We start from the raw sequence: 20,499 nt of genomic DNA on the forward strand, positions 1-20,499 counted from the left end.
AAAATGGAAAGTAAAACGTTTGATATTGAAGGGATGAGCTGTGCTTCCTGTGCCCAAACGATTGAAAAGGCTACGGCGAAGTTACCTGGGATGGCAAAGGCAAGTGTCAATTTAGCTACGGAAAAATTAAGTGTCACGTATGATCAGACGGAAGTCACAGAAGAAGAAATTAAGGAAGCTGTGTCAGATGCTGGCTACAAGGCGATTAGCCCAGCCCAGCAACGAACGTTTGCGATTGAAGGAATGAGTTGTGCTTCCTGTGCCCAAACGATTGAAAAAGCTGTGAACCAATTATCTGGTGTTCAACAAGCGATTGTTAATTTAGCCACGGAAAAACTGGTGGTTAGTTATGACGACCATCAAGTAACGAGTGCTAAAATTATCAAAGCAGTTACGGATGCAGGTTATCAAGCGACAGAAGAAGTCGCTGCAGGTGCAACAGCGGACCAAGATCGTGAAAAGAAACAAAAACATATTGCTGAGATGTGGCAACGTTTTTGGATCTCAGCGGTGTTTACAGTGCCCCTTCTTTATATTGCGATGGGACATATGGTAGGCTTACCATTGCCGGCTTTTTTGAATCCAATGACACATGCGACGACCTTTGCAATGGTTCAATTGATTTTGACGTTACCCGTTCTATATGTCGGCAGAGAATTTTTCACAGTTGGTTTTAAAGCGTTATTTAAAGGGCATCCGAATATGTTTTCTTTGGTAGCTTTAGGAACCAGTGCTGCTTTTGTGTATAGTTTATATGGCACAGTCATGATATTTTTAGGAGACACAAGTTTTACAATGGCTCTTTATTATGAATCAGCGGGTGTTATTTTAACTTTAATTACATTAGGAAAATATTTCGAAGCTGTTTCAAAAGGGAAAACCTCAGATGCGATAAAAAAATTAATGGGTTTGGCGCCGAAAACTGCTCATATTTTACGTGATGGCGCAGAAATTGAAGTGCCAGTTGATGCTGTTCAGTTGGATGACATTGTGATTGTTCGCCCAGGAGATAAAATCCCTGTTGATGGAGTGATTGTTTCAGGCAGTAGTTCTGTGGATGAAGCCATGTTAACGGGCGAAAGTTTGCCTGTTGAAAAGAAAGTCGGTGATGCAGTAATTGGTGCTAGCATCAATAAAAATGGCAGCTTTCAATTCAAGGCGACAAAAGTAGGAAAAGAGACGGCCCTTGCCCAAATCATTCAATTAGTAGAAGATGCGCAAGGCTCAAAAGCGCCGATTGCACAATTAGCTGATAAAATTTCGGGTGTTTTTGTCCCAATCGTCATTGGTTTGGCTGTTCTTTCTGGCTTGGCTTGGTTCTTTTTAGGACAAGAGTCATGGATTTTCGCTTTGACAATTACTATTTCTGTGTTAGTGATTGCTTGTCCTTGTGCGCTCGGCTTGGCAACGCCGACTGCGATTATGGTGGGAACAGGTAAGGGTGCTGAAAATGGCGTTTTAATTAAAAGTGGGGATGCTTTAGAAACCACTCACAAAATTCAAACAATCGTGTTTGATAAAACAGGAACTATTACAGAAGGCAAACCGGTGATTACGGATATTTTAGTTGCTGATTCAGCACTTTCCGAAGCTGAGTTACTGACATTAGCAGCTTCTGCAGAACAAGGATCAGAACATCCTCTAGGTGAAGCAATTGTGGGGGCGGCTAAAGAACGTCAATTGCCATTAGCAGAAGGAAGCGATTTTTCAGCGATTCCAGGTCACGGCATCCGTGTGACAGTCAACGAACGAGTCCTACTTTTGGGCAATATAAAATTAATGAAAGAAGAAGCCATCGAGCTATCAACGTTTGTTCAACAAGCGGATCGTTTGGCAGAAGAAGGGAAAACCCCAATGTTTGTGGCAAAAGATGGTTCGTTTGCGGGTATCATTGCGGTAGCAGATACTGTGAAGGATAGCAGTCAAACAGCCATTGCACGTTTGCATAAAATGGGGATCGAAGCCGTGATGATTACGGGAGACAACAAACGTACTGCCGAGGCGATTGCAAAACAAGTAGGTATCGATCGTGTCTTAAGTGAAGTTTTACCAGAAGATAAAGCGTTAGAAGTGAAAAAACTACAAGCAGAAGGCAAAAAAGTTGCGATGGTGGGTGACGGTATTAATGATGCACCAGCACTTGCCCAAGCAGATGTGGGGATTGCTATTGGTTCAGGCACAGATGTTGCAATGGAATCGGCCGACATTGTGCTAATGCGTAGTGATTTAATGGATGTGCCTACAGCAGTTGAATTAAGTAAAGCGACCATCAAAAACATCAAAGAAAATCTTTTCTGGGCATTTGCCTATAATACATTAGGTATTCCAGTGGCTATGGGTGTGTTACACTTATTTGGTGGACCTTTGTTAAGTCCGATGATTGCAGCAGCAGCTATGAGTTTTAGTTCAGTCTCTGTCTTACTAAACGCCTTACGCTTAAAAGGATTTAAACCTTCGACGGTGAAAAAAACTAGTGGAAGTCAAAAATAAAATTGAAAAGGATGAAGTGAAATGGAAAAAACAGTAAAAATTGATGGGATGAAATGTGATGGCTGTGTTCAAGCGGTCACTGAAAAATTTAGTGGAATTGATGGCGTAACGAATGTTGCGGTTCACTTGGCAGATCAAACAGCCATTGTGACAGCAGATCGTGAAGTAAGCCAAGATGAACTGAATACCACGTTGGCAGATACAAAATTTAAGGTTGTCAGCGAATAACAAAAAACAGGGCCTACCATCATGAGTAGGCTCTGTTTTTTTGTTATGGAAGTTTTGTTTTGATTTCCTGATAAATCTTAGTCGTTTCTTGACCCTCACGCGCAGTATAATAATAAACTTTTTCCCGCGTTTCTATTTTCAGAATCGGATGACTTTTTGTATAAATTAGTAAATAAGCAGGTTTTCCAGCGACTTTAAATTCTCCTGTTAAGTAACTATCTGTCGCAGCACCCATTGTGCGGATGCGTTCTTGAGGTAAGTCATCAATCAAAGAAACAGCAGTGATTTGGTTAAAAGGAATTGACCTTGTTTTTGCTAATGGGGCAGATAACTCAATTTGTTTCTTTTCAATAGTTGCTTGAAAGGCATGACTAGAAAAATCATTTATAAACATTGGTACTGTGGCAAAGAACAGCACTGCAATCGTTAAAATACCAGTAGCGGCTAGAATAATTTTCCCAGCAGGCCGTCCTAGGTTAATAGATAAATTCATACCAATGCGATCAGGAACCATGATTTTGGGGTCCTTTGGATTGATATAAATCCCATACCGCCAATATTGATCATCATCCCCATAGCGATAATCGCCAGCCTGTAAAACGAATTGATCTTGTTTTTTGCGCATTGAAAATAGGTAGTAGAAGAGAAAGCCTACATAAACAAACAAAAGAATAAAATAACAAAAAGTAAGGGCCATCGCAACCGTATAATCAATTACAATTGTGAAAGTTGGTAAAATGGTTAGCGGTGCAAAAACTAAGGCGGATAAAACCATTAAAACAGACCAATGATGCCGAAATAAATCATTGATTTGCTGATTAATTTTTGAGTCACTAGTTAGCGGTTTGACAGGTAAGCGCGCAATAAAATAATAACCGCCAATGAACAAACTTAACATCAAAACAGTAATTAAGAAAAGAATCCAGGAACCAATCGCCGTTTGCAAGGAATAAAAGCCCCCAGCAAAAGTAAGAATAATTGCAGGTAAAAACCACCAAAATGAAATAAGTTTCTGGTTTTTATTTAAAACTAATTGCGTATCGATTAAGAGAGGACGCTTAGGTAGCAACCAGCCGTTTTGCATTTTTAAAGCGGCCATTTTGCGAATATAAACGATTTGCAGATAGTAGCCACTGCCAATAAAACTAAATAAAAGTAACAGAAAAAGGAACAATAAAATCGAATCATAAGGAATAAATAACAAAGGTAAACTAAGAACACTAAAAACGGCTGCTAGTTGAACCAAGCGTTTTTTATAACGTTTCCGGATTGCTTGAACGCTGGGATCTTGTAGTTTATCTTCTGGTAAAGTGTTTTCCAAAATAATATTTTTGTGAGGATTTGCATAAATCCCCATAGTAAATGCCATAAAAAAAGCGACAGAAACTAGGATGAAATAAAAGAATACCGCCATTATAATGCACGCCCTTTCGAATCAAAATTTTGATAAATTTTCTGAATAAGTGCTTGGATTTCTGCTTCGGATTGCTGATGTAAAAAACTTTCAGCCAACAGAAGTTCTAAACGCTCATGCAATTGCTGTTGCCAAACAGCGGTAGCAGGTAACTTTGCGGCAATTTTGGTGCCGTTACGACGGTCAGTCACAATATAACCTGATTGCTTTAACTTATTATAAGCTTTTGAAACAGTCATCATATTGACCCCGATTTCGTCCGCCAATTGTCGGATAGAAGGCAAACTTTCACTGGGAACCAGTTCACCTTTGGCAATGCCTACAATGATTTGATCAATGAGTTGCTGATAGATGGGCTGTTCGCTTTGTTCATCTATTTCTAAAAGCATCGAATCACTCCTGTCTTATTTGTGTTATCTGTATTATATATACTAATACAAAAAGAGTTGGAAAGCAAGGAATTTAGAGTAAATGGTTGTTTCTGTTTAAAGAGAAGCATATAATGAAGAAGAACGTAAAATGAAAGGACGATGAAAATATGACAGCAATTGAACCAAAATTAACAGAGAAATTCCATCAAGATTTCTTGAACAATAATAAACAAAATGCCTTACAACGTAGTGTAGTAAAAAATGGTATCAGCGCTTCAGGTGAATCTGTACAAGGAGCCGTGAATAACGTACCCGTCTTTTCAGTCGACTTAGCTACTGGAAAAGTGGCCAATCAAAAACAAAGCGGTCGCTGCTGGATGTTTGCGGCATTAAATACATTTAGACATAGAATGTTAAATGCGTTTCAATTAAAAGATTTTGAATTATCACAAAACTATACATTTTTCTGGGATAAATATGAAAAATCAAATTATTTCTATGAAAATATTATTGCAACAGCCGATCAACCGTTGACTAGTCGTAAAGTGGCCTTTTTATTAGCGACACCACAACAAGATGGTGGGCAATGGGATATGATCGTTTCAATTTTTGATAAATATGGCGTAGTGCCTAAAACGGCAATGCCTGAAAGCAGCAACAGTTCCAATTCACGTGATTTAAACAACTATTTAAATAAAAAATTACGCAAAGATGCAACAATTTTACGTAGTTTAATTGAAAAAGGCGCTTCTGCTGAAGAAGTCCAAAAAAACAAAGAAGCAATGTTACAAGAAATTTATAATTTCTTAGCAATCTCTTTAGGAACACCGCCAGAAACCTTTGATTTTGAATACCGTGACGAAGAAAAAAATTATCATTTGGATCAAAATCTAACACCGCAAACATTCTTTGAAAAATACGTTGGCGTTAATTTACATGATTATGTAAGTATTATTAATGCTCCTACAGAAGATAAACCCTTCAACAAAACATACACTGTTGAAATGTTAGGGAATGTTGTCGGCGGCAAAGAAGTTAAATATTTAAATGTAGAAATGGCTGCTTTCAAAAAATTAGCTGCTGCACAATTGGAACAAGGCGAATCTGTTTGGTTTGGTTGTGATGTCGGACAATCTTCAACACGTGACACAGGAATTATGGCATTAGACGTTTACGATATGAACGATCTTTTTGATATTGATTTTACGATGACTAAAGCAGAACGTTTAGACTTTGGTGAAAGCTTAATGACACACGCCATGGTTTTAACAGGTGTTGATATCGTTGATGGTCAAACAACAAAATGGAAAGTGGAAAATAGCTGGGGCGAAAAAGTCGGTGAAAATGGCTTCTTCGTTATGAGCGATGCGTGGATGGACGAATACACTTATCAAATCGTTGTGCACAAAGATTTATTAACTGATGAACAGAAAAAAGCTTGGGAACAAGCGCCAACTGTTTTGGCACCTTGGGATCCAATGGGCGCATTAGCATAAAACAGAAAAAGAAGGCCCCCGCCGTCATGGCGGGGGCCTTCTTTTTACGTTGGGCGGCGAACTTCACGGATTTCGCCCAATGTTGTATAATCATTGCCTGCTAAACGAGCAATCGGTTGGAGTTTTTCAGGTAAAATGTACTGATGTTCTTCATCAAAAACGGCTGAATCAAAATAGAAATCGGTAATTTCTACAATGAATAAATCCGTAATAATTTGACCTTCATGGTTAGCAATAGGTACATATTGATGTAAGCGAGCTTCCATCCGAATCGGCGCGGCTTTGATTGCTGGAACAGCAACAGTCTGGCTGGCAATGGTTTCAATACCAAATGTGTCAATTTCACTGATCTCTGCTGCTAAAGGTGCCGAAGTCTGATTCATTTGAGTAAGAACGTCTTCGTTAACGAAATGGATGACAAGTTCTTTAGTAGCCAAGATGTTTCGTGCCGTATCTTTAGGCGCTTTGTCTGGTCGTAAAATGGATAACGTTGCTAAAGGAATTTCAGCTGCCGCTGCATTAAAGAAACTAAAGGGAGCAGCGTTGACGACACCTGTAGCTGTATCTTGTGTTGTAACCCAAGCGATTGGCCGAGGAATAATACTTCCTGATAAAAATTTATACGCTGTTTTTGCAGATAACTCGTTACTATTGTAATGAATCATAGGAACCTCCTAGAAAAAATACTAATTTCTTTGAACATTCGCATCTGAAGTATCGAAAGGACGCACAAATTCTTCAATCCCTGCCCGTTTTGGTTCTAAAAATGGCGGTAATGATAATTTTTCGCCAGCGTGTTCGTAGGTTTCATCCTCTAAAAACCCAGGACCATCGGTTGCCAGTTCAAATAAAACATGTGTTGCTGCCAAGAAATATTCAGATTTAAAGTAAAAACGTTCCACAAAGCCAGAATTAGGAAATTCCAAACGATTAATTTTTTCAATCCAGAAACGTAGTGCTTCCTCATCGGCAACACGCAAGGCTAAGTGATGGACATTGCCGTAGCCTTCTTGAGCCGCTGGCAAATCTTCCCGATGCTCTACGATAATGCTGGCACCATTCCCACCTTCGCCAACTTCAAATAAATGGAAACTACCTTCAGCATCAATCAATTTGAACCCTAAAACTTCAGTTAAAACTAGTTGCAGATGTTCGTAATTTTCGACAGTTACAAAGGCTGGTCCTAAGCCGATTAAAGCATGTTCACTAGGAACGTTAGATTTTTTCCAAGGCGTGCCGGCTGCAACACCTTGATTCTTTTCATCAGAAATAAGTTGGTAACGTTGATTGTCAAAATCTTCAAATTCTAAATACTTTTTACCAAAACGTTCTTGAATTTCTCCATGATCAATTGCATATTCATTAAAGCGTGATACCCAGTAATCCAAAGCAGCATCATCTTTTACACGGAAGGAAGTACGAGAAATTGTATTGGTTCCTTTGGTTCCTTTAGGTAAGCCTGGGAAGTCAAAGAAAGTCATGTCTGTTCCGGGAGAGCCGGCATCATCAGCAAAAAATAAATGATATGTTTCAATATCGTCTTGGTTGACAGTCTTCTTAATTAAACGTAGACCTAAAATATCGGTGAAAAAGTGATAAATTTTTTCAGCACTTGAAGTCATGGCAGTGACGTGGTGTAAACCTAAAATTTGTGTATTCATAATAAAAATCCTCCTAAAAGAAAAATAATTTTTTAATTAACTAACTTACTAAAAGTAAGTTTAAATGATTAGTCCTAAAAATGCAAAAGAAATGTCTCGAATTCGAACTATTATTTTTTAGTTGATTTTTTTTAAAAATAAGAATATAATAGCCTGAGATATTTTAATACATAAACTTTCGTAAACATCGCCGGATGCTTGCGACTAAAGTGTTAATGAACAGTTCTTAGGCCATAGCTGAACTGTTTGTTGGCACTTTTTTTGTTTGGAAGGGAAGGAAAACAAGATGAGTAAAGCTTGGTTAAAAGTTATTTTTGGCGCTTTTTGTGAAGTGATTTGGGTCATTGGCATGAAGCATAGTACAACATGGTGGGAGATTTTAGGGACAGTAATCGCAATCTTTATCAGTTTTTATGCGCTGATTAAAGCAGGAGAGGAATTGCCAGTCGGCACAGCCTATGCTGTATTTGTCGGCTTAGGTAGTGCTGGAACTATTGTAACAGATCATTTTTTATTCCACACACCATTGGGCATAGGAAAAGGTCTTTTTCTGTTGCTGTTATTAATAGGTGTAATTGGCTTAAAAATGGTAACTGGAAATAAAGAGGAGGAAACAAGATGAGTTGGTTATACTTAGTTATTGCAGGCTGTTTTGAAATCTTTGGCGTAGGTTCAATTAAATTATTTACAACAAAAAAAGACTTACGTTCATTGTTAATTTTAATTCTAGCGTTTAGTGGTAGTTTTTTATTTTTATATTTAGGGATGAGACAACTACCGATGGGCGTTTCTTATGCAGTTTGGACAGGAATTGGTACAGCAGGAGGCGCTATTTTAGGAATGCTCTTAGGTGAATCAAAAGACCCACGCCGGATATTTTTTATTTTTTTAATCATTGTTTCTGTGATTGGTTTAAAATTAATTGGTTAGAAAGCGAGAGAACATTGTTTGGATTAATGAAAGATCGGTGAGTAAAATTTAAAAAGAGACAGAACCAAATGCGGTGTTCTGTCTCAAAATAGCTTTTATTTTACGAGGTTACTATAACGTGTCGCAAATTCATTGTTGTAGGACTTGCCGTTGACATCTTGACCAACGTCCCAATTTGCAGACCAAGTCATTAAGCCACGGATAGGATTACCGTCTTTTGCTAACTGATCAAAAGTTTTGGCTACAGGGGTAGCCTCAACGACATAGCCGCTACCAGCCGCATCCCGATTTGCTGGTAAACCAAGGACTAATTTATCGTTTGGTATCTGTAGATAGCCGCGCGTGCCATGGATTAATGAATCAGACATATAATAGAGGAACTCGTATTTTAGAGCATCGTTGCTTTGAGCAACCCAAGTCATAATTTCATCAACCCAGACACCGTCGCCGCCTTGGTTATATAATTGTGGGGCAATGTAATCATAATAACCATTTAGGGAAGTAATGTATGTTTCATAAGCGGCACCAGGTTTTAAATAAGGGAATTCTGGCGCCATCGTAATGATGAAATTTTTTCCTTGTGCTCGATAATGGTCTTTGACTATTTTCAACGCAGCAGGGATGACGGTTTGGTTGTCGCCAGCAGTAATCGCCAATTGCTCTAAGTCGATGTCTAAACCATCAAAGCCGTATGTTTCCACTTGACGAATGATTTCATTCGCAAAGGCTTGTTCATCGCCTTTGACTAATTGGATATGTGCATCTGCTCCACCAAGTGCCAATAAAACTGCGCGACCTTGACTATTTAATTGTGCGACTTCTTGTCGGAAGGCAGTGTCCGTTTGGTTATAAGGTTTGAACGTAGGAATCCGTGTCGTACCATCGCTTTTCATGAAGGAAACCGGTACGACATTGTAGGCTTGATTTACTTCTGAAAGGTTCAGTGATGCTGATGTTCCTTGTTTGTAACCATCGCGTCCTTTTGAGGCCCAGTTATGCCAATATCCAACCAACACTTTTTTGCCAGAGATATCTACCATCGTATCCGCAGCATCTGCAGAAGCTTGAGTAGGCGTTAACCACAAGCCAACTGCAACGGTTGAAAGAAGGAGAAAAGCAGGAATTATTTTTTTTAGCTTCATTTTTTGAGAACTCCTTTAATTTAGTTTAAGATGTGAGTATTTTTACTGAATGTTCACATCAATCGCTTGGTAAAAGGCGTTCACCGTATCACCAATGCCCCAGACAGCGTAAATGACATGATAACCTTTGCGGTCTGTCGGAATATTAATTGTTTGTTTAACAACTTTATTAGGAACTTCTTGTTTGCCGTCAATTGAAGCAATTTTGTCGAAGTTTTTAATGTCTAATGGTTGATTGGGATTCCAGCCATTTTTAGTAATATAGTAATCCCAAGAAGCAGTTCTATGTTGGGCAGTTAAGTTCCAAGTGATGTCAAGGGGACCTGTTGTAATGTTTGTTTTGTGCCAACGAGTAGCTGTTTGTTCATCCAAAGGTTCAAAACCTGAGACACCTGCACTGGCTAATTTACCAGTAATAAACGTATTTTTGGGCGCTTCGATACTTTGAGGTTCCCATTGTGCACGACCAACATTTGTATTTAAGTTACCACCAGCAGAACTACCAAAGAAAGCACGACTTCCAGGACTTGCTACGTAACCATGAGCCTCTGAAACAGTAGGGGCCAATGCAGCGCCACCTAAAACAAAACTAAAAGCCAGGACGATTGTTAATAAACTCTTTTTCACGAAAAAAACCTCCTAAAAAATTATTTTGTATGCGCTTACAGATAGGAATATAACATAATAATCTTTCGGATACAAATAATAAGAAATGTTATTTTTAAAAATAAAACAATATTTTTTAAGTAATATTAAGAATGTTTTTAAATAATATAAATAATAGTGTTTTTCAAAGTTTTGTTAATTTTTCATTCGGAATCGCAATTGAAGAAATCACGTGGTATACTTTTAAGAAGAAACAATGACACGAAAGTAGCCATTGGAAAAAGGAGATTATTTCGTGGGAAAAAAACATACATCCTCTTATAAAGTTGCCTACTATGACGGCGATTTTACTGGTGCAATGAAGATACCGGCTTTGTTAGCGGTTGTCATTAAAGTATCAGAAGAACAAACAGAATTACTAGGAAGAGATGCGGCTTATGTCGCTCAATTTGGCCTAGGCTGGGTCATCACCAATTATGAAATAGAGATTCACCGCTTACCAAAAGTTGGTGAAAAAGTAGCAATTACAACGCAAGCTATGAGTTATAACAAATATTTTTGTTATCGTAACTTTTGGGTTCATGATGAAGAAGGCAATGAATGTGTCTTTGTGAAATCAACCTTTGTCTTAATGGATCAAAAAAATCGGAAAATCAGTAGTGTGTTACCAGAAATTATTGCACCTTTTGATTCTGAAAAAATCACTAAAATTTATCGCCATGAAAAAATTGAAAAAGTCGCAGAGGGGAACTTTTTACCTTATCGTGTGCGTTTTTTTGATATTGATGGCAATCAACATGTTAATAATGCGATTTACTTTAATTGGTTATTGGATGTGTTAGGGTATGACTTTTTGACAACGCATCAACCGAAAAAAATTCTTGTGAAATTTGATAAAGAAGTAGAATATGGGCAAGAAGTCGAAAGTCATTACGAAATTGTCGAACAAGAAAATCAGTTGAAAACGCGCCATGAGATTCGGATTGATGGTCAAACCTATTGTGAAGCGAATATCGATTGGACCAACTAAGTTGAGATAACGGTTTAGAAAAATAAAAAGTTACGCAGAGGAGGAAGGACATGATTCGCTTAGGATTAACATCTTTTAGTGAACACGACTATTTAACTGGAAAAAAACGGGCCACGCTTTATGAATATGCCAGTCATTTACCGCTAGTTGAAATGGACACGGCGTATTACGGGATTCCTCCCAAAGAACGAGTAGCTGAATGGGTCAAAGCAGTTCCCGAAAACTTTCGCTTTGTCATGAAAGTTTATAGTGGAATCAGTTGTCAAGGTGAGTGGCAGACTTATTATGCAAGTGAAGAAGAAATGATCACCGCCTTTTTAGAAAGTATGGCCCCATTAATTGAAAGTAAAAAATTATTTGCCTTTCTGGTACAATTTTCAGGAACATTTGGTTGTACGAAAGAAAATGTCGCTTACTTGCAAAAAATTCGTCACTGGTTTAAAGACCTACCTATCGCCATTGAATTACGAAATAATTCATGGTATCAACCAAACTTTGTAAAACAAATGTTGCAATTTATGAAAGAAAATCAATTTTCACTTGTGATTGTAGATGAACCGCAGATTCCTACGAATCCAGTACCCTTTTATCCTTATGTAACGAATCCTAATCTCGTGCTCTTCCGGTTTCACGGACGTAATGCGGCTGGCTGGTTAGCCAATGATGCAGAGTGGCGTAAAAAAAGAACCCTCTATCATTATAATACGCAGGAAATCGTTGATTTAAGCGAAGCTGTTTTAAAAATGTCGCAAGAAGCTAAAGAAGTGGGCGTAATTTTTAATAATAATTCTGGCGGCGATGCCGCAGAAAACGCTCTACAGATGCAAAAAGTCTTGAATTTGAGTTACGATGATTTGAATCCAAAACAATTAGATTTATTTTGAGAAAGAAGGTAGCTGAATGTCTGAAAAGCAATCCCCTTATGAAATGGCTTGTGCCTTCCACGAGGTTTTTAATCCACAACAACCAGAGCAACCAACTGCTTTTTCGCCAGAGCTAGCCAGTCGACGAGCAGAGTTTAAAGTCGAAGAACTTGTGGAATTTTTATATAGTGCTGCTAATAATGACCAAGTGCTTTTTCAACAATTGGTCAACGGATTAAAAAAATCTGTCGATAAAGCAGAGCAGAAAGTCTTGGCGAAAGGCAAACCAGTATCTGATCCTTTAGTGGAGGAAGTGGATGCACTAGTTGATTTATTGTATTTTACTTATGGTTCGTTTTGCTTAATGGGCGTCAATCCAACAAAAATTATTAAAATCGTTCATCAAGCCAATATGGGAAAATTATTTCCAGATGGACAGCCACATTATGATCCGGAAACAAATAAAGTATTAAAACCTGAAAATTGGGAACAAGATTTTGCGCCAGAAGCTAAAATTAAAGCGGAAATTCAACGCCAATTGAAAATTACTGAGACCAATAAAAAAGACGAATGAGAAAACTCATTCGTCTTTTTTATTAATCATGGAAGAACGTCCGATATAAGGCTTTGATGGCTTTTTCCTCTTGTTCTTTTTTGATACCAAACATAATACTTACTTCCGAAGATCCTTGGTTAATCATTTCTAAGTTGATTTTTTCTTTGGCTAACGCCATTGTACTTTCAGCAGTAACCCCAATTCGTTGGCGCATGCCTTCCCCGACAATCATAATCATGGAAAGGTGATGCGTGATGCGTAACTCATCAGGCGCTAAAACTTCTTGGAGTTGAGCCATCAGTCGATTTTCAATTTCAGTTGTTAACTGGTCTTCTCTTAAAACAATCGTGATGTCATCAATTCCTGAGGGCATATGCTCATAGCTTAAGGCTAATTTTTCTAGTACTTCTAAAAGCCGTCGCCCAAAACCTAATTCTCTATTCATTAAATACTTACTAATGTAAATACTTGCGAACCCTTGATCACTAGCAATTCCTACAACAGGAGCATGCTTCACTTTGCGAGAGGTGGTAATTAGGGTGCCAGGATGATGTGGGTTGTTAGTATTTTTGATAACGACTGGAATATTTGCGCGATAGGCAGGCATTAAGGCTTCATCGTGGAGGACGGCAAATCCTGCATAAGCTAACTCCCGCATTTCTCTGTAGGTCAATTCTTGAATCGTTTGAGGCTGTTCAATAATTCCAGGATGGGCGACATAAATTCCGTCCACATCGGTAAAGTTTTCATACAAATCTGCTTGAACACCTGCGGCAACAATGGACCCTGTGATATCGGAACCGCCACGAGAAAAAGTACAAATTTCGCCTGCTTCTGTATAACCAAAGAAACCTGGAATAACCAAGATTTGTTGAGTCTCACGATAGGCACTAATTTTCTCTAAAGCTTTTGGTAAAATGCGAGCATTGCCTGGCTCAGGTGTTACTAGGAGACCTAATTCTTTTGGACTAATGTAGCGAGCATCTAAGCCATTCTGATTGAAAAAACTGGCAACAACTTTTGCATTATTGTCCTCGCCGCTAGCTAAAAAATAGTCAAATAAAAAAGCATTGTTTTCTTTTGGTAAAGTGGCTAATTGGCGAATCGAAATAGCAATATCAGCTAAAACTGCTTTATCCAAGTGTAATTCATCGAAAAGATCTTCATAACGACGAATGATGGCAGAGATTGTCGATTCAATTTCCTCATTATTTAAGTAGCGCTGATAGTATTGAATCAATAAATCAGTCACTTTAATATCTTGCGGGGTTCGCTTTCCAGGAGCGGATACAACGACAAACGTTCGGCGCGGCTCTTCCTTGACGATTTGTAAGACTTTCTGTAACTGTGGTGCTGATGCTAGCGAGCTACCGCCGAATTTAACTACGTTCACGTTTATCACTCCTGTTTTTAATTATTTTCTCATTTGTAGATTAGTAAAAGGATACCGAAAAACATTTAGAAAAGCAACCACTTATTTTCAGAAAGTTAGGAAATCATGAAAATATTTGTTCTTCATTTTTCCTTAAAATTTTGTTAAACTGTAAAGATATGAGTCGTAACGAAGGAGTTAAATAGTATGACAGAATCCAAAACTGCCATTATTTTTGATATGGACGGTGTCCTAGTAGATAGCGAAGCTTATTATTATGAGCGACGTAAAGCATTTTTAGCGGAATTTGATTTGACCATTGAGGGCCTAACCTTGCCAGAATTAGTCGGTGCGGATATGCGTTCATTATGGCAAAAGATTGAACAAGTCAACAAAAAAGAGCTAGATATTGCTTTTTTAAATGAACAATACATAGCCTATAAAAAAGCGCATCCGATAGATTATTTAGCTGTGCTTGATGAAAATGCGAAACGTGTTTTACAATTTTTAAAAAGACAAGGCTATAAAATCGGATTAGCTTCTTCTTCCACAAAAGACGCAATTGAAGAGGTTTTGACAGTGGGGCAATTAAGTAGTTATTTTGATGCGGTCGTGAGTGGGGAAGATTTCGAAGAAAGTAAACCGGCGCCGGATATTTATCTGCACACGTTACAAGAATTAGCTGTTGCGCCACAGGAATGTATAGCCATTGAAGATTCAGAAAAAGGCATTGCTTCTGCCAAAGAAGCTGGGCTAGAAGTTTGGGCGATGCGCGATGAACACTTTGGGATGGATCAAAGTCAAGCGGATGCCTTCTTAACACAACTAAGTGATATTTGTAAAAAAATTAGTGAAAATCGGATCGATGAAAGCAGTGAATCAACCCCTTCGTAAGAAGATCGCGGGTTTTCTTAAAAAAGTTTGTTATAACTAGTGAATGAATATACAGTTTGTGCTATAATTTTCTATAGGTATTTCTGCAAGAATGCCCTTTTTCAAGGGTCAGGAACAATAGATAACCGTGTGAAGAGAACAAACAACCTTTCTTTTATTATAGAAAAATTATCGGAGGAGCCAAAATGAAGAATAATTGGATTATCATTTTAGTACTAGTAATCGTTATTATTGCTGCGGTGCTATACTTAATTGGTTATTTTATGCGCAAAAAAAATCAAGAACAATTAGATGAATTAGAAGTTCGTAAAGAAGCCCTGTTTGACTTGCCAGTCTTTGAAGAAATCGATGACATTAAAAAAATGCATCTAGTTGGACAGAGTCAAAATAGTTTCCGTGAATGGAATCAACGTTGGGTAGAACTATCGACGCGTTCTTTCGCCGAACTAGAGAGTCAAATTTATGAAGTCGAAAATCAAAATGAAATTTTCCGTTTCATGAAAGCGAAGAAAGCAGTCGTGGAAGCGAATGAAACGATGACCGAAATGGAAGCCGAAGTGGAAGTCATTCGTAATGGCTTGAAAGAATTACGTGAAAGTGAAGAGCGCAATTCATTGGAAGTTCAAAAAGCTTTGGATGTCTATGAAGAATTAAGTAAATCACTAAAAGATGATAAAGCTAGCTTTGGTCCAGCTTACTCCGAAATCCAAAAACAATTAAGAAACGTCGAAATTGAATTCACACAATTTGTCACACTAAATACATCGGGGGACCCAATCGAGGCTCGAGAAGTCCTAGAAGATGCGGAACGTCATACGTATGAATTGGAAGACTTAATGAAACGGATTCCACCAATGTATGAAGAATTAAATGAAACTTTCCCAGATCAATTAAAAGAAATCGAAGAAGGCTACAACCAATTATTAGCTGACGATTATGTGTTCCCTGAACAAAACTTTGCTGAAGAAATTCAACATGCGAAAAAACGTGTCGAGAATTCAATGGCTGATTTAGAGAAAACAGAGATTGCTGCAGTAGAGGTCGCAAATCGCGACACAGCAACGGCGATTGATGCATTATATGAAGTGATGGAACGTGAAATTGAAGCGAAGAAATATGTCGTAACCAATCAAAAAATTATTGACGATTATATTTCTCATTCCTTAAAAAATAACCGTCAATTAATGATTGAATTGGACCATGTATCACAAAGCTACACCTTAAACAACAACGAGCTAGGACGTAGTCGTGGCTTCCAAACGGAAATTGAAGAAATTATTCGCCGTCAAAAAGATTTGGAACCTCGAATGAAAGAACATACCGTTCCTTACTCTGAAATTCAAGCGTTCTATAAAGAATGCTATAAGATTTTAGATGATATTGAAAATCAACAATTAGAAATTGATGCTTCATTGAAAGAACTAAGAAAAGGCGAAAAAGTCGCCCAAGAAAAAGTCGACGAATACGAATTCCGTTTACGGAGTATCAAACGATATGTTGAAAAGCAACGATTACCAGGTTTGTCTGCTGATTACTTAGAATTTTTCTATGTGGCAACGGATCGAATTGAAGATTTAAGCCGAGCCTTAAATAAAATGCGCATTAACATGGATGAAATCAATCGTTTATGTGACTTATGCGAAGATGATTTAGAGTTATTAGATAAGAAAACAAAAGATTTAGTCAATGCAGCAGCTCTGACAGAACAAATGATGCAATATGCAAACCGCTATCGTCATACTCACGAGAACATCCGAGCGGCTTTAGATAAAAGCATGTATTTATTCTCGACAGAATTCCGTTATCAAGATGCATTAGATGAAATTGGAACAGCATTGGAAGCTGTTGAGCCAGGAGCGTTCAAACGAATCGAAGATTTTTATTTTAAAAATATCAATAACCCTAATTTAACAGCAATTTAATTAAACAATCACTAAACAGAGGTTTGTCGACAGACAAGCCTCTGTTTTTATGGCGTGGTGGTGACTTGAAGTGATACTTTAGAAAGTATATAATGGGAAAGAATTTTAAAAAAGAAGGGTGACAAATGATTTATTTTGATAATAGTGCAACTACACCGATTTACCCCCAGGCTTTAGATACATATGTAAAAACCAGTCAGCGGATTATTGGCAATCCGTCTAGTCTGCATGACTTAGGCAGCCAAGCGAATCGGCTCTTACAACAAGCACGGAAGCAGATTGCGGAGCTAATCAATGTTTCAGCAAATGAAATCTATTTTACAAGTGGCGGAACTGAAGGAGATAACTGGGTTTTAAAAGGAACGGCAATCGAAAAACGAGAATTTGGTAATCATATTATTATTTCTGCAGTGGAACATCCAGCAGTTACAGAAACAGCGGAACAATTAGTCGAACTAGGTTTTGAACTTTCTTATGCGCCAGTGGATAAAGAAGGTCGTGTAAAAGTCGAGGAATTACAGAAATTAATTAGAAAAGAAACGATTTTGGTTTCTGTTATGGCAGTGAACAATGAAGTGGGAACGATTCAACCAATTAAAGAAATCAGCGAGGTTTTAGCGGAGTTTCCTAAAATTCATTTTCATGTAGACGCGGTTCAAGCAATTGGGAAAGTTAATTACTCAGAGTGGTTAACGGATCGGGTGGATTTTGCAACGTTTTCTGCACATAAATTTCATGGACCACGAGGCATTGGTTTTATGTATTGGAAACAAGGAAAACGTTTAGCGCCGCTTTTAACAGGAGGCGGGCAAGAAAACAACCAACGCAGTGGGACAGAAAACGTACCAGCAATTGTGGCAATGGCCAAAGCGTTACGCTTGCATTTAGAGAACGAACAACAACGGCCGCAACATGTGGCGACGTTACGGAGTTATTTATTAAAGGCGCTAGAAGAATTTCAAAATGTGACTGTTTTTTCACAAGATAATGAACATTTTGCGCCACACATTTTATGTTTTGCTTTGAAAGGGATTCGTGGCGAAGTGCTGGTCCATGCATTGGAAGAAAAACAGATTTATATTTCGACCACGAGTGCTTGTTCTAGCCGAAAAAAAATGGCTAGCAGCACCTTGTATGCCATGCATGTGCCTGGGGAATTGGCGACCTCCGCTGTGCGCATTAGTTTAGATGAAAGCAATACAATGGCAGAAATTGAACAGTTTATGATTGTTTTCAACCAACTTTATCAAAAATTTTCTCGTGTAAATTAATAAAAAATAAGTCGGAGCCTAGAAATAGGCTCCGACTTATTTTTGCTCTCTTTATCGATTGAAGCGGTAGCCACTTCCCCAGAGTGTTTCAATTGGAGAGTCAGAAAGATTGGCTTTTTTTAATTTTTCCCGAATCCGTTTAATGTGAACAACGACAGTCGAAACCTCAGTATCTAAGGCATCAAACCCCCAGACACTTTCAAAAAGTTCTTCTTTATTCCACACACGGTTAGGATGTTCCATCAAGAAAACCAACAATTTGTATTCTTTGCTTGTAAAAATAACTTCATTTTCTAAAACAAACACTTTGTGGGCGGCAGTGTCGACGGCGATTTCATTGATTTTTAGTAATTGTGGTGGTTGTTCTGCTTTGCTTAACAATTGATAACGGTTCATATGGGCTTTTGCTCGAGCGACTAATTCATTGGGACTAAACGGCTTGATTATATAATCATCCGCACCTAAGCCAAGCCCACGAATTTTATCAATATCTTCTTTTTTAGCCGAAACAATCATGATCGGTGTTTGCTTTTTTTTCCGAATTGCACGACAGATTTCAAAACCATCCATAGTTGGCAGCATCACATCTAAAATAATTAAATCAAAGGGCTCATTTAAAGCTGCTTCCAATCCTTTTTTTCCATCATGTTCAATTGTGACAGTCATGTCGTTAATTTCTAAATAATCTTTTTGCAAATCAGCAATGCTTGGATCATCTTCAATAATTAATACATGTGGTTTCATTTTTCATCCTCCAACAACGGCAGCGTAATTATCACGTTGGTGCCGTCTCCTTTTTTACTTGTGACAGTGATTGTTCCCTGATGATAGTCAATAATTTGTTTGACAATACTTAATCCCAAGCCGCTTCCTTTAACTGTTGGGGTTCGAGATTTGTCTACACGATAGAAGCGTTCGAATAAATAAGGTAATTCTTTTTTATCGATACCAATGCCGTTATCTGTAATGGTTAAAACTAAGTCTGTTTGATTATGCGTTAAAGAAATCGTAAAGGCTAGTTGTTCTTTAGTGGGATCCGCAAATTTAATGCTATTTTGAATTAGATTGGTAATCACTCGATTCATCTGCGTGGGATCCATTTGAACGTATAAAGCTTCGGTGGGAAGTACAGAAGTGATTACTAGTTCTTGTTCCAAACGGTATTCTTCAAGAATATGTGCAATAAAACGAGTGAAATTGGTCTTTTCCATTGTAAAGACAGCACGATCTAGGTCTAATTTAGAATACAAAAATAATTCTTCAATTAAATCATTGAGGCCTAAACTTTTTTCATGAATGACCGTTAAATAGCGCTGTTTTTTTTCTTCAGTATTGGCAACGCCATCCATTAAACCTTCAACGTAACCAATAATAGAAGTAATTGGTGTTTTTAAGTCATGAGAAATATTTGCAATTAATTCTTTCCGATTAGCTTCATATTTTTCGCGTTCCGCATTGGCTTCTTCTAAATCTTGCCACATTTGTTCAAAACTAAGTTGGAGCTGTTTGACTTCTGTTGAGACGGTTTGGTGGCTAGTTGGCGTAAATGGATTTTCTTTTTGGGCATCCTTACCCAATGTTTTAGTCGCTTTTTCTAATGCTTCTAATGGCTCGATAGTGGTTTTGGTTAAGCGCTTATTAATGAGCCAAGCTGCCGCAATTGCTACAAGGATAATTAACAAAATCATCCAGATAATCCAGCGTGTGAAGAATTCAAAAAGGCTGCTTTCGCGTTTCAAGACAATAAAGCTCCCGTTAGAACCATCTAAATAATGAAAATCGGATTTGACATAATGATATAGACGCCCTGCATTATCCAGTGTGCCAGTTGGCATAATATTATTCATTTCGTAGTTTGGAATATGTACAGACAAAGATTTTTCTACTAAATTATCCGAATAATAAGGAAACCGTGCATTCTTTCGAATAATCACACTTAATCCTTTTGCTTCAATTGTTTGAATCGTTTCCTTTAATTCTTTACTCAAAGGTGTATCTAGTAATTTCGGTGATTTTTTTAGCAGTTGATCTAAGGCCAAATAACTTTCTTCTTCGTTAGCGGTCAATGGTCGTTGCTTATTCATCATTCGGTAAGCTTGGGGCAAACTGGGGACAGTTCCTAATGTGATGTAAGAAGCTAAGGATAAAACAGCTAAAACAGAGGCTAAAGTAATAATGATGGCACTAATATAAGAAATAAAAAAGCGGCGTTTAATGGTCAAAAGCGTCCCTCCTAGTGGTTTTAATCTATTT

20 protein-coding genes are annotated in these 20,499 nt (G+C 37.9%); 11 read left to right on the top strand and 9 right to left on the bottom strand.

The features are described 5' to 3' along the window. Positions 1-3: 3 nt before the first annotated feature. A complete protein-coding gene (locus IGK82_RS01285) occupies positions 4-2,490 on the top strand; it encodes a heavy metal translocating P-type ATPase (protein WP_016622294.1) in 2,487 nt (828 codons plus the stop codon). A gap of 21 nt (positions 2,491-2,511) precedes the next feature. Then, entirely contained in the window at positions 2,512-2,718 is a 207-nt protein-coding gene (locus IGK82_RS01290) for a heavy-metal-associated domain-containing protein (protein ID WP_002370181.1), read from the top strand. Positions 2,719-2,761: 43 nt separating this feature from the next. Here the strand turns inward: IGK82_RS01290 and IGK82_RS01295 are convergent, their stop codons facing one another. Both IGK82_RS01295 and IGK82_RS01300 read right to left on the bottom strand, forming a co-directional pair. Then, positions 2,762-4,132 (bottom strand): DUF5808 domain-containing protein, encoded by a 1,371-nt coding sequence (locus IGK82_RS01295; RefSeq protein ID WP_016622293.1) that lies wholly within the window; start codon positions 4,130-4,132, stop codon positions 2,762-2,764. After that, positions 4,132-4,521, bottom strand: coding sequence for a GntR family transcriptional regulator (locus IGK82_RS01300; RefSeq protein ID WP_002362949.1), 390 nt, complete (start codon positions 4,519-4,521; stop codon positions 4,132-4,134). Before IGK82_RS01300 ends, IGK82_RS01295 begins: the two co-directional genes overlap by 1 nt. Before the next feature lie 149 nt (positions 4,522-4,670). On the opposite strand from IGK82_RS01300, the gene IGK82_RS01305 reads away from it, so the two are divergent. Continuing rightward, positions 4,671-5,999 (top strand): aminopeptidase C, encoded by a 1,329-nt coding sequence (locus IGK82_RS01305; RefSeq protein WP_002358357.1) that lies wholly within the window; start codon positions 4,671-4,673, stop codon positions 5,997-5,999. 44 nt (positions 6,000-6,043) lie between these two features. Here the strand turns inward: IGK82_RS01305 and IGK82_RS01310 are convergent, their stop codons facing one another. Then, on the bottom strand, positions 6,044-6,664 hold the full coding sequence (locus IGK82_RS01310) for a flavin reductase family protein (protein WP_002361147.1): 621 nt from the start codon (positions 6,662-6,664) through the stop codon (positions 6,044-6,046). Between the two features lie 21 nt (positions 6,665-6,685). Further along, positions 6,686-7,660: a ring-cleaving dioxygenase gene (locus IGK82_RS01315; protein WP_002355221.1), complete on the bottom strand. Its 975-nt coding sequence runs from the start codon at positions 7,658-7,660 to the stop codon at positions 6,686-6,688. A gap of 265 nt (positions 7,661-7,925) precedes the next feature. Between IGK82_RS01315 and IGK82_RS01320 the strand changes: the two genes are divergently transcribed. Together IGK82_RS01320 and IGK82_RS01325 are read left to right on the top strand one after the other, a co-directional pair. Beyond that, positions 7,926-8,282, top strand: a complete 357-nt coding sequence (locus tag IGK82_RS01320; RefSeq protein WP_016622053.1) for a DMT family transporter — start codon at positions 7,926-7,928, stop codon at positions 8,280-8,282. Next, on the top strand, positions 8,279-8,590 hold the full coding sequence (locus IGK82_RS01325) for a DMT family transporter (protein ID WP_002361148.1): 312 nt from the start codon (positions 8,279-8,281) through the stop codon (positions 8,588-8,590). The genes IGK82_RS01320 and IGK82_RS01325 overlap by 4 nt, the downstream gene beginning before the upstream one ends. Before the next feature lie 95 nt (positions 8,591-8,685). Here the strand turns inward: IGK82_RS01325 and IGK82_RS01330 are convergent, their stop codons facing one another. Further along, the gene (locus tag IGK82_RS01330; protein WP_002364979.1) at positions 8,686-9,732 is read right to left on the bottom strand and encodes a chitinase; all 1,047 of its coding nucleotides are present in this window, start codon (positions 9,730-9,732) and stop codon (positions 8,686-8,688) included. Between the two features lie 42 nt (positions 9,733-9,774). Further along, positions 9,775-10,359, bottom strand: coding sequence for a lytic polysaccharide monooxygenase (locus tag IGK82_RS01335; RefSeq protein ID WP_002355225.1), 585 nt, complete (start codon positions 10,357-10,359; stop codon positions 9,775-9,777). A 274-nt stretch (positions 10,360-10,633) separates the two neighbouring features. On the opposite strand from IGK82_RS01335, the gene IGK82_RS01340 reads away from it, so the two are divergent. From IGK82_RS01340 to IGK82_RS01350, 3 genes are read left to right on the top strand one after another with little or no spacing between them, the layout of a single operon-like run. Beyond that, complete coding sequence (locus IGK82_RS01340) at positions 10,634-11,368, top strand: acyl-ACP thioesterase domain-containing protein (RefSeq protein WP_430605134.1); 735 nt, start codon at positions 10,634-10,636, stop codon at positions 11,366-11,368. A gap of 50 nt (positions 11,369-11,418) precedes the next feature. Then, positions 11,419-12,252 carry a DUF72 domain-containing protein gene (locus IGK82_RS01345; RefSeq protein WP_002375779.1) on the top strand — a complete coding sequence of 278 codons (834 nt, stop codon included), beginning with the start codon at positions 11,419-11,421 and terminating at the stop codon, positions 12,250-12,252. Positions 12,253-12,268: 16 nt separating this feature from the next. Then, entirely contained in the window at positions 12,269-12,805 is a 537-nt protein-coding gene (locus IGK82_RS01350) for a cof family protein (RefSeq protein ID WP_010709191.1), read from the top strand. Positions 12,806-12,827: 22 nt separating this feature from the next. Here the strand turns inward: IGK82_RS01350 and IGK82_RS01355 are convergent, their stop codons facing one another. After that, complete coding sequence (locus IGK82_RS01355; protein ID WP_002385384.1) at positions 12,828-14,180, bottom strand: aspartate kinase; 1,353 nt, start codon at positions 14,178-14,180, stop codon at positions 12,828-12,830. Positions 14,181-14,366: 186 nt separating this feature from the next. Here IGK82_RS01355 and IGK82_RS01360 point away from each other — a divergent pair, with 186 nt between their 5' ends. The 3 genes from IGK82_RS01360 to IGK82_RS01370 all read left to right on the top strand — a co-directional run bounded on the left by IGK82_RS01360 (position 14,367) and on the right by IGK82_RS01370 (position 18,246). Beyond that, positions 14,367-15,053, top strand: coding sequence for an HAD family hydrolase (locus IGK82_RS01360; protein WP_002355232.1), 687 nt, complete (start codon positions 14,367-14,369; stop codon positions 15,051-15,053). Positions 15,054-15,238: 185 nt separating this feature from the next. Further along, on the top strand, positions 15,239-16,975 hold the full coding sequence (gene ezrA, locus IGK82_RS01365) for a septation ring formation regulator EzrA (protein ID WP_002355233.1): 1,737 nt from the start codon (positions 15,239-15,241) through the stop codon (positions 16,973-16,975). Between the two features lie 125 nt (positions 16,976-17,100). Next, on the top strand, positions 17,101-18,246 hold the full coding sequence (locus IGK82_RS01370; protein WP_002358363.1) for a cysteine desulfurase family protein: 1,146 nt from the start codon (positions 17,101-17,103) through the stop codon (positions 18,244-18,246). 51 nt (positions 18,247-18,297) lie between these two features. Here the strand turns inward: IGK82_RS01370 and IGK82_RS01375 are convergent, their stop codons facing one another. Together IGK82_RS01375 and IGK82_RS01380 are read right to left on the bottom strand one after the other, a co-directional pair. After that, on the bottom strand, positions 18,298-18,990 hold the full coding sequence (locus tag IGK82_RS01375; protein ID WP_002355236.1) for a response regulator transcription factor: 693 nt from the start codon (positions 18,988-18,990) through the stop codon (positions 18,298-18,300). Continuing rightward, positions 18,987-20,330, bottom strand: a complete 1,344-nt coding sequence (locus tag IGK82_RS01380) for a sensor histidine kinase (protein ID WP_002385380.1) — start codon at positions 20,328-20,330, stop codon at positions 18,987-18,989. Before IGK82_RS01380 ends, IGK82_RS01375 begins: the two co-directional genes overlap by 4 nt. Positions 20,331-20,499: the final 169 nt, after the last annotated feature.

This window comes from Enterococcus sp. AZ197, from assembly GCF_050556405.1.
In the GTDB taxonomy this organism is placed as follows: Bacteria; Bacillota; Bacilli; order Lactobacillales; family Enterococcaceae; genus Enterococcus; species Enterococcus faecalis.